General features: G+C 63.0%; 10 protein-coding genes. 4 read left to right on the forward strand and 6 right to left on the reverse strand.

Annotated elements, in window-relative coordinates:
• Position 1: 1 nt before the first annotated feature.
• The 3 genes from AC1Q6C_RS25250 (at position 2) to AC1Q6C_RS25260 (ending at position 2,580) form a co-directional block, all read left to right on the forward strand.
• Complete coding sequence (locus AC1Q6C_RS25250) at positions 2 to 757, forward strand: sirohydrochlorin chelatase (RefSeq protein WP_492666871.1); 756 nt, start codon at positions 2 to 4, stop codon at positions 755 to 757.
• Positions 758 to 851: 94 nt separating this feature from the next.
• Entirely contained in the window at positions 852 to 1,628 is a 777-nt protein-coding gene (locus AC1Q6C_RS25255; RefSeq protein ID WP_042450193.1) for a DUF998 domain-containing protein, read from the forward strand.
• A 55-nt stretch (positions 1,629 to 1,683) separates the two neighbouring features.
• Positions 1,684 to 2,580 carry a universal stress protein gene (locus tag AC1Q6C_RS25260; RefSeq protein WP_003944544.1) on the forward strand — a complete coding sequence of 299 codons (897 nt, stop codon included), beginning with the start codon at positions 1,684 to 1,686 and terminating at the stop codon, positions 2,578 to 2,580.
• A 125-nt stretch (positions 2,581 to 2,705) separates the two neighbouring features.
• Here AC1Q6C_RS25260 and AC1Q6C_RS25265 read toward each other — a convergent pair whose 3' ends face one another.
• The 6 genes from AC1Q6C_RS25265 to AC1Q6C_RS25290 form a co-directional block, all read right to left on the reverse strand.
• Entirely contained in the window at positions 2,706 to 3,755 is a 1,050-nt protein-coding gene (locus tag AC1Q6C_RS25265) for a sulfate/molybdate ABC transporter ATP-binding protein (RefSeq protein ID WP_007731046.1), read from the reverse strand.
• A complete protein-coding gene (gene cysW / locus AC1Q6C_RS25270; RefSeq protein ID WP_003944503.1) occupies positions 3,752 to 4,558 on the reverse strand; it encodes a sulfate ABC transporter permease subunit CysW in 807 nt (268 codons plus the stop codon). Before cysW ends, AC1Q6C_RS25265 begins: the two co-directional genes overlap by 4 nt.
• Entirely contained in the window at positions 4,555 to 5,403 is an 849-nt protein-coding gene (gene cysT, locus AC1Q6C_RS25275; RefSeq protein ID WP_030536617.1) for a sulfate ABC transporter permease subunit CysT, read from the reverse strand. Before cysT ends, cysW begins: the two co-directional genes overlap by 4 nt.
• 7 nt (positions 5,404 to 5,410) lie before the next feature.
• Complete coding sequence (locus AC1Q6C_RS25280; protein ID WP_003944569.1) at positions 5,411 to 6,442, reverse strand: sulfate ABC transporter substrate-binding protein; 1,032 nt, start codon at positions 6,440 to 6,442, stop codon at positions 5,411 to 5,413.
• A 196-nt stretch (positions 6,443 to 6,638) separates the two neighbouring features.
• Positions 6,639 to 6,728, reverse strand: a complete 90-nt coding sequence (locus tag AC1Q6C_RS25285) for an Ms4533A family Cys-rich leader peptide (protein WP_309599318.1) — start codon at positions 6,726 to 6,728, stop codon at positions 6,639 to 6,641.
• A 123-nt stretch (positions 6,729 to 6,851) separates the two neighbouring features.
• The gene (locus tag AC1Q6C_RS25290) at positions 6,852 to 7,058 is read right to left on the reverse strand and encodes a hypothetical protein (protein WP_003944489.1); all 207 of its coding nucleotides are present in this window, start codon (positions 7,056 to 7,058) and stop codon (positions 6,852 to 6,854) included.
• 82 nt (positions 7,059 to 7,140) lie between these two features.
• Between AC1Q6C_RS25290 and AC1Q6C_RS25295 the strand changes: the two genes are divergently transcribed.
• Positions 7,141 to 9,099 (forward strand): glycoside hydrolase family 15 protein, encoded by a 1,959-nt coding sequence (locus tag AC1Q6C_RS25295; protein ID WP_003944557.1) that lies wholly within the window; start codon positions 7,141 to 7,143, stop codon positions 9,097 to 9,099.
• Positions 9,100 to 9,141: the final 42 nt, after the last annotated feature.

Below are 9,141 nucleotides of genomic sequence, written 5' to 3' on the forward strand. Positions count from 1 at the left end.
GATGGTTCCGCTCATCGCTGTTGCGCACGGTAGCCGTGATCCCCGTTCTGCTCGGGTGATCGCGGCTGCTGTGGCAGCTCTTCGTGAAGTCCGGCCAGACCTCGATGTCCGGCTGGCGTTTCTCGACCTCAATGCACCGTCCATCGATCAGGTCCTGGACGGGGTTGCACACGACGGCCACACTCACGCCGTTGTTGTTCCGATGCTGCTGGGCAATGCCTTCCACGCCCGGGTAGATCTGCCCGGACTCTTGGCCGCTGCCGCGACACGCCACCCCCAGTTGACCGTGTTCCAAGCAGACGTACTGGGTCGCGATGCTCGGCTGATCGAGGCAGTACGCGAGCGAATTCTCGAAGCGGGTGCCCGGCCGGACGATCCGTCGGTCGGTGTCGCTCTTGCGGCAGTCGGCTCGTCCGACGCGCGCGCCAATGCCGCGACCGCAGAATTCGCGTCCACTCTCCTCGGCGGAACCAACTGGTCGGGCGTTCGAATCTGTTTCGCGACATCCGCGGAACCGACAGTTGCCCAGGCGATCTCCGCACTCGAGCAGGACGGCGCCGAACGTGTTGTCGTCGCACCGTGGTTCTTGGCTCCCGGCCTACTGACCGATCGACTCAGCGCTGCCGCAGCAACTGCATGTCCGCGCGCGCGTTTCGCCGACACGATCGGTGGGCACTCTCTACTGATCGAAACGATGATCGACCGTTACCGACAAGTCGCTGATGCACTACCCGACCGTCTGGTCCGCTCCGCCTGATCCGGTTTCACAGGCCGTTATCAGATTGTTACCGTAGTGTTGGATCTGTCCAGCTCGCGAAGGTACCTCCTTCGCCTGCGAAACAGATCTTTGGGTGCAATCCCCTCAGAGCGCCGCGAGAGGGAACACCATCACTCACAATCTTCGCCTCGGCACAGCCGGCATCGCATGGGTCCTGTCGGTGCTCTACCTGCTTGTCGAAATCTTCACAGCCGGAGCATGGAAGACGCCGTACAGCTTCGCGCGCGACTCCATCAGTTCGCTGGGCGTGACGACATGCAGCGTGGATTCGTGTTCGCCGATGCACGACGTGATGAACGCGGCCTTCATGATCCTCGGTGCGCTCACCATCCTCGGTGCAGCCTTGCTGCACAAGTACATTCCGGACGGTCGTGCGAAGAAGTGGATTCTCGGTCTTGCCGTCGTCGTTGCATTGAGCACCGCGGCCACCGGCCTCTTCCCGGCGAACGACGGGACCTTCGTTCATTGGACCGCCGTACTTCCCGGCTTCGTCGCACGTCATGCCGTTCTCGTCCTCATGGCAATTCAATTCTGGAAGCACAGCAAATGGATCGCAGTGTGGTCAGGGCTGTGCGCGGCTACCGGAATCGTCGGTGCCGTACTGCTTCTCGGACGAACCCTCACTTTCGGCCTTGGTGAACGCCTGACGCTGTACCCGCTGCCTATGTGGATGGCCGTCACCGGCGTCGCAGCCCTGCTTGCGTTGATGCGCCGAACCGTGTTGAAGAACGTGGAACTGACACTGTCCGGTAACGGATTCATCACCGCTCTGTTGTCGTTGCGCCCGCGTCGATCTCGCGCGGCTGTGCCTACCGACGTTCTCGCACCGCGGAAGCTGACGAGTTTGTAGCGAACCCGGGGTGACCAGGGACACACTGGTAGGGAGGCGACGCGAGGAGACTTCCATGACCAGTGCATCTGTTCGACACGGAATCGTGGCCGGTATCGACGGCTCGGCAAGCGCGGTCAACGCCGCGAGGTGGGCAGCTTCGGCTGCAAAGAGATTCGACGAACCACTTCGCCTGACCCACGTGCTGCCAGGACAACCCGAGTCCGGTGGCGGTACCAACGTCACCGACGAAGAGATGTTCGACCACCACCTTCGCGTCGAGGGTGCAAAACTGCTCGACGAGGCCGAGGACGCCATCCGCGATGATCACACCGACGTCACCGTCGAACGTGGCCTCGTGACCGGTACTCCCGCAACCACACTCGTCGAACTCTCGAAGTCGGCTCGCATCGTTGCACTGGGTCAGGCCGGCACCAGCGAAATGCAGTCCGTGTTTCTCGGATCCGACACCATTCGGGTGGTCAACCGCGCGCACTGTCCCGTGGCCGTATTCCGCGGTACGGGTGATCACGCGATGGCCGACACCAGGCCCATCGTCGTCGGCGTCGACGGGAGCAAGCTCAGCGAACTCGCCGTCGCGCATGCCTTCGAATTTGCCGCGTTCCTCGGCGCACCTTTGGTTGCGGTCCACACGTGGAACGAGCACGCCTCGCTGGGCGGGTATTCCGAAGCCAGGCGCTTCGTCGACTGGGGACCGTACGAACAGCATGAGCATGCACTGCTGTCCGAGTGCCTCGCCGGCTGGACGGAGAAGTACCCCGATGTCGAAGTCACCCGCAGTGTCCAGCGCAGCGGACCGATGAAGGCACTGCTCGAGCACTCGGCGGAAGCGCAACTCGTAGTCGTCGGTAGCCACGGCCGCAGCCCGTTCATGGCGTCGATAGTCGGATCGACCAGTCAGAGCCTCATCCACCACGCCCAGTGCCCGGTCCTCGTCTGCCGAGAGGGCTGAACTCGTCTCGCTGTTGCCCGACCCTCACCTCTGAGCGAACGGCACTTTCGGCGCCATCAGGAGTCCGAAAGTGCCGTTCGCTCAAACAGGAGTGGGGGTACAACAGGTCGAACAGGGCGAGCGGGTCATACCTGGCCGACCACGCTCACCGTGACCGGCTCCTGCACCGGCGTCGACACCGGGGTCTCCGGCAGATCCGGCACCCGGGTAGCACGCGCGTACACCGTCTCCCCCGCCTCGAGGTGCAGCGCTGCACTGTCACCGCGCGTGACCTGAGCCGAGAAGAGCTCGCCGGTTGCCTCGTTGCGCAGGTCCACTCGAACCTCGAAGCCGAGGTACACGACGCGCTCGACTGTTGCGCGTGTGACGCCGAGCGACTCGGCCGTTCCGGATTCCTGCGCGAGAGCCATGCTCGGATCGCGGCCGAGGCGGATGTCGTGCGGACGGACCAACTGCCCGTTGAGCTTCGCGACGGATCCGAGGAAGGACATCACGAAGTCGTTGGACGGGCGGTCGTACAGGTCGGCAGGTTCACCGATCTGCTCGATCCGCCCCTTGTTCAGCACCGCGATGCGGTCGGCGACGTCGAGAGCCTCTTCCTGGTCGTGGGTGACCAGGACGGTGGTGACGTGCACCTCGTCGTGCAGGCGACGCAACCACGTGCGCAGGTCGGCACGCACCTTCGCGTCGAGCGCGCCGAAGGGCTCGTCGAGCAGGAGCACCTGTGGATCCACAGCCAGAGCGCGCGCCAACGCCATGCGCTGACGCTGACCGCCGGAGAGCTGCGCGGGGTACCGATGCTGAAAGCCGTCGAGACCGACGATCCCCAGTAGTTCGTTGACCTTCTTCTCGATCTCCGGCTTCGGGCGCTTGCGGATCTTGAGCCCGAACGCCACGTTGTCCCGCACGGTCATGTGCTTGAACGCCGCGTAGTGCTGGAACACGAAACCGATGTCACGCTTCTGCGGCGAGACGCCGGTGACGTCCTTGCCTGCGATGGTGATGGTTCCCGAATCGAGTTCTTCGAGCCCTGCGATCGAACGCAGCAACGTCGACTTTCCCGAGCCACTGGGCCCGAGCAATGCCGTCAACGAACCCGAGGGAATGTTGACCGTCACGTCGTCGAGCGCCGCGAAATCACCGTAGTTCTTGCGGGCCCCGGTCACTGTGATCATGTGGTGCTCCTCTTACGGTCCAGCAGCGTCATCAGCAACAGGACAATGATGGCGATGCCCATCAGCAGCGTTGCCGCCGAATACGCACCAAAGGTGTTGTGGTCGTCGATGTATCGCGAGTGCACCAGCAATGTCAGTGTCTGGGATACCCCCGGGAAGCCGGAAGAGACCATGATGACTGCGCCGAATTCACCGAGCGAACGCGCCACCGTCAACACGATTCCGTACGTCAGGCCCCAACGGATCGCGGGCAAGGTGATCCGCCAGAACGTCTGCCAGCCCGAGGCACCGAGCGTCGCGGCTGCTTGTTCCTGCTCGTCGCCGATCTCGTGAAGTACGGGTTCGACTTCCCGGACGACGAAGGGCAGCGTCACGAAAATCGTCGCGATCACCATGCCTGGCAACCCGAAGATGACTTTGAACCCCAACGATTCGATGCCGCCGAACCAACCGTTGGCACCCCACAGGAGAATCAACGACACACCGACGACGACGGGCGAGACCGCGAAGGGCAGGTCGACCACCGACTGCAGAACTCCGCGGCCCGGGAAACGCCCACGCACGAGTGCCAGAGCCGTGACGACACCGAACACCACGTTGATCGGAACCACGATCGCCACGATGATCAGCGAAAGATTCAGCGCGGAAATCGCTGCCGGTGTCGTGATCGATTCGAGAAACGGGCCGATTCCGTTCTCGAACGTTCGCGTCAGGATCACACCGATCGGCACGACCAGCAACACGAACAGGTAGACGAGAGCGATGGTCCGCAGACCGATCTTCGATCCTCTGGACACGTTCATCGGGAACTCTCCTCACGTCGCTGTCCCCGCGAGGCGAAGATTCGCAGGACGAACAGCGTCACGAATGCGATGGCCAGCAACGCTACCGAGACGGCAGCGGCGTTGGTCGGACGATCGATCTCGATCTGCTGCTGAATGTACTGCGACGTCATCTGTGTCACGCGTGGGATGTTGCCGCCGATCAGAACGACCGAGCCGTATTCACCGATCGCTCTGGCGAACGCGAGGCCCGCACCGGAGATGACGGCAGGCGCCAACGTCGGGAGAACAACCGAGCGAAAGATCGTCCAGTTGGAAGCTCCCAACGACGCAGCGGCTTCCTCGACTTCGCGGTCGACCTCCATCAGCACCGGCTGCACGGAACGGACGACGAACGGCAAGGTCACGAAGGCCAATGCCACGATCAGTCCGGGCTGAGTTGCATTGAGATGGATGTCGATCGGTGACTGCGGGCCGTAGAGGGACAGCAGCACGATCGATGCCACGATGGTCGGTAGCGCGAACGGCAGATCGATCATCGAGTTGACGATGCGCTTGCCCGGGAAGTCGTCCCGGACCAGCACCCACGCGATGATCGTGCCCATCACGACGTTGATCAATGCCACGATCACCGAGACCAACAACGTCACGCGCAACGACGCCAAGGCGACGGGTGCGGTGACGGCGTCCCAGAATCCGGAGATCCCCTCGTCGAACGCGGTGGCGGTCAACGCGGCGAGCGGAAGCAGAACGATGACGGAGAGCCACAGGGTGGCCACTCCGATTCCGAGCGGCCCCACACTCCCCGTGACCCGCGCGAGTTTTCGCCGACGAGCCACGGGGGTGGGGTCAATAGTGTCAGTCACGTCAGTCTTACTTGGTCGCGTTGTCGTAGATCACTGCGATCGAACCGGTGTCCTTGGTGAACAGAGCACTGTCCACGGCCTTCCAGCCGCCGAGGTCTGCAATGGTCCACAGCTTGGTCGGCTCGGGGAACTTGTCGGTGAACTTGGCAGCGACGGCGGGATCCACGGGACGGAATCCTGCTTCGGCCCAGAGCGTCTGACCCTCGGTCGTGTACAGGTAGTCCTTGAACGCGGTCGCCTTGTCGAGGACCTTGCTGTTCGAGATCACGGCAACGGGGTTCTCGATCTTGAAGGTCGTGGGCGGGGTGACGTGCTCGACCGGGTCGCCGTTGCCTTCGATGAACAGTGCCTCGTTCTCGTAACTGATCAGAACGTCACCGCTACCCTGCAGGAAGGCTTCCGAAGCCTCGCGTCCCGACTTGGGCTGGATCTTGACGTGGTCGTTGACCAAGGCGGTGACGTAGTCGAGACCCGCCTGCGGGTTCTTGCCACCGTCGCTCTTCGCGGCGTACGGCGCCAAGAGGTTCCACTTGGCCGAGCCGGAGCTGAACGGGTTCGGCGTGACGACCTCGAGGCCGGGCTGAAGCAGGTCGTCCCAGTCTTTGATGCCCTTCGGGTTGCCCGGACGCGTCACGATGGTGACTACCGATCCGAACGGAATTCCGTTGTAGGCGTCCTGGTTCCAGTTCTGATCTACCAGACCGGCATCGACCAGACGGGTGATGTCGGGCTCGACGGAGAAGTTGACGAAGTCTGCCTCGGCACCGTCCTTCACCTTGCGCGACTGGTCGCCCGAGGCGCCGTAGGAAGGATTGAAGTTGACGTTCTTGCCCTCGTCGGTCGCCTGGAAGGCTGCGGTGAGCTTGTCGAAGCCAGGCTTCGGCACGGCGTAGGCGAACAGGTTGATCGTGCCGGCGCTACCGTCGCTGGCGGCGCTGTCACCACCCACGGTGTCGCTCGAGCCACCACTGCACGCTGTGAGTACCACGGCCCCCATGGTCGCGATAGCAGTGAGAAGTGTGCGGGAACGGCGTTTCATTGCAGATACCTTCCTGAAAGGACTGACAAACGAGGGTTGGTCAAACGACAAGTCCGAGACCTCTGGGGCTGATTCCATCGGGATGTTCAGACATGGAGAGCCGACGGGCGATGAGCCCTGAATCGGGGGCGCGAGTTACGCGCAGAGAAGTTCGAGTGGGGTGCGCAGCACCACCGGAGAGGTCGAACTCAGGAAATCAACAACAGGCGACGTCAGCGACGTCGAGCATGCCGACAGCAATCAACGCCAACTGGTGGCGGATTACGGGAGCTGTTGCTTCGGACACGCGGTGGACTTTAGCAGAGCACCGGCGCCCGCTCTAATCGGGAGAACTAACGGGTGAGAAGCCACGCGACGATCACGAGGAGAATCAGGGCTATCAGGGCGAGAGTGACCCGTGAGCGGGGCATCAGCTTTCCTCTACTTCTCGAGAATTCCTACGCAACCAGCCGAAGAGCGGCAGAGCGAGAACGGCGGCCAACGCGCGATCCAGACCGATGGCCACCAGGCGGCACAGCGGAACGACGACGATCAGGACCAACGCGACCTGCGGGATGAACGGGAGCCCCGCCATCCACAGCTCGAAGCTGTCCCACCAATCCGCTATCCGATCCACGCCAACACCCTATCCTTCGGACGATACGGTCCCGACAGCGTGTGGATTGGACGTGTGCCGATTCTGGCCGGATGATGGCCGAATGAGTGCTGACGACGAAGTGGTGCAGACGATTCCTCCCGCCTCCACGGGTCACCATCGAAGCAACTTTCCCCCGATCGACGACTATGCGTTTCTTTCCGATTGCGAAACCTCGTGCCTGATTGCCCGTAACGGATCTGTCGAGTGGATGTGCGTTCCCCGCCCGGACTCCCCAAGCGTGTTCGGTGCCATCCTCGACCGCAGCGCAGGCCATTTCCGTATCGGCCCCTACGGCCAGAACGTGCCGGCCGCTCGGCGCTATCTGCCGGGTGGACTCATTCTCGAGACCACCTGGCAGACCGAGACCGGCTGGCTCGTCGTCCGCGACGCCCTGGTTCTCGGTCCCTGGCACAACGTCGACAAGCGATCGAACACGCACAAGCGCACACCGACCGACTGGGATGCCGAACACACCCTTCTCCGTACGGTCAAATGCGTCAGCGGCACCGTCGAACTCGAGATGAGCTGTGAGCCCGCGTTCGACTATCACCGTGGCACGGCGAATTGGGAGTACACCGGAAAGGTCTACGAGGAAGCAACGGCAACGTGTCGCTCCGCCAAGCCCGGCGACCATCCCACTCTGCGCTTGACCACCGATCTCCGACTGGGTCTGGAAGGTCGTGAGGCACGGGCCCGGACGCGACTGGTCGAAGGCGACAACGTGTACGTCGCGCTCTCGTGGTCGGATCTTCCCGCGCCGCAGACGTTCGACGAGGCCGCCGACAAGATGTGGCAGACGTCGAAGTCCTGGCGTGAGTGGGTGACGATCGGCAAGTTCCCCGATCACCCGTGGCGCGGATACCTACAGCGCAGTGCGCTCACACTCAAGGGGCTCACCTACGCACCGACCGGAGCCCTACTCGCGGCTTCGACGACCTCGCTACCGGAAACACCAGGCGGAGAACGCAACTGGGACTATCGCTACGCGTGGGTTCGCGATTCCACCTTCGCACTGTGGGGCCTCTACACGCTCGGGTTGGACCGTGAGGCCAACGACTTCTTCAACTTCATCTACGACGTGTCGAGTTCGGACAACGGTCAGCCGCATCCCTTGCAGGTGATGTACGGCATCGGCGGCGAGCGCACGCTCGAGGAATCCGAACTCAACCATCTGTCCGGCTACGACGGCGCCCGTCCGGTGCGTATCGGCAACGGGGCGTTCGATCAACAGCAGCACGACATCTGGGGCACCATGCTCGACTCGGTGTACCTCCACATCCGTACCCGCGAGCGCGTCCCCGAGGCGTTGTGGCCGCTGCTCAAGAAGCAGGTCGAGGAAGCGATCAAGCATTGGCGCCAGCCCGACCGCGGGATCTGGGAGGTGCGCGGTGAACCGCAGCACTTCACGTCGTCGAAGATCATGTGCTGGGTCGCTCTCGATCGCGGCGCCAAGCTGGCAGAGATGCAGGGCGAGAAGAGCTTTGCACAGCAATGGACGGCCATCGCGGACGAGATCAAGGCCGACATCCTCGCGCACGGTGTCGACTCGCGCGGAGTTCTGACACAGCGGTACGGCCACGATTCACTCGACGCGTCGCTCTTGTTGGCACCGCTGCTGCGCTTCCTGCCGGCCGACGATCCGCGCATCCGGGCGACGGTGCTGGCGATCGCCGACGAGCTCACCGAAGAGGGGTTGGTCCTGCGCTATCGCGTCGACACCACCGACGACGGATTGAGCGGAGAAGAGGGCACGTTCACCATCTGCTCCTTCTGGCTCGTCTCCGCCCTCGTCGAGATCGGCGAACTGGATCGGGCAAAGCATCTCTGCGAGCGTCTGCTCGGGTTCGCGAGCCCGCTCAAGCTGTACGCCGAAGAGATCGACGCGCACACCGGTCGCCATCTGGGTAACTTCCCGCAGGCGTTCACACACCTGGCGCTGATCAACGCCGTGGTCCACGTGATCCGCGCCGAGGAAGCTGCCGAAGCCGGAGCTTTCCAGCCCGCACACAACGCGACCTAGACCCCTGCTGTGCGCCTTTATTAACCGCCCGCGGTTAATAAA

This window comes from Rhodococcus sp. MT28, assembly GCF_058792695.1.

Coding starts and splice junctions, on each gene's coding strand:
- AC1Q6C_RS25280 (WP_003944569.1), bottom strand. CDS start 6,442: ATGAAACGCCGTTCCCGCACACTTCTCACTGCTATCGCGACCATGGGG.
- AC1Q6C_RS25265 (WP_007731046.1), bottom strand. CDS start 3,755: ATGATCACAGTGACCGGGGCCCGCAAGAACTACGGTGATTTCGCGGCG.
- cysW (WP_003944503.1), bottom strand. CDS start 4,558: ATGAACGTGTCCAGAGGATCGAAGATCGGTCTGCGGACCATCGCTCTC.
- AC1Q6C_RS25250 (WP_492666871.1), top strand. CDS start 2: ATGGTTCCGCTCATCGCTGTTGCGCACGGTAGCCGTGATCCCCGTTCT.
- AC1Q6C_RS25295 (WP_003944557.1), top strand. CDS start 7,141: ATGAGTGCTGACGACGAAGTGGTGCAGACGATTCCTCCCGCCTCCACG.
- AC1Q6C_RS25260 (WP_003944544.1), top strand. CDS start 1,684: ATGACCAGTGCATCTGTTCGACACGGAATCGTGGCCGGTATCGACGGC.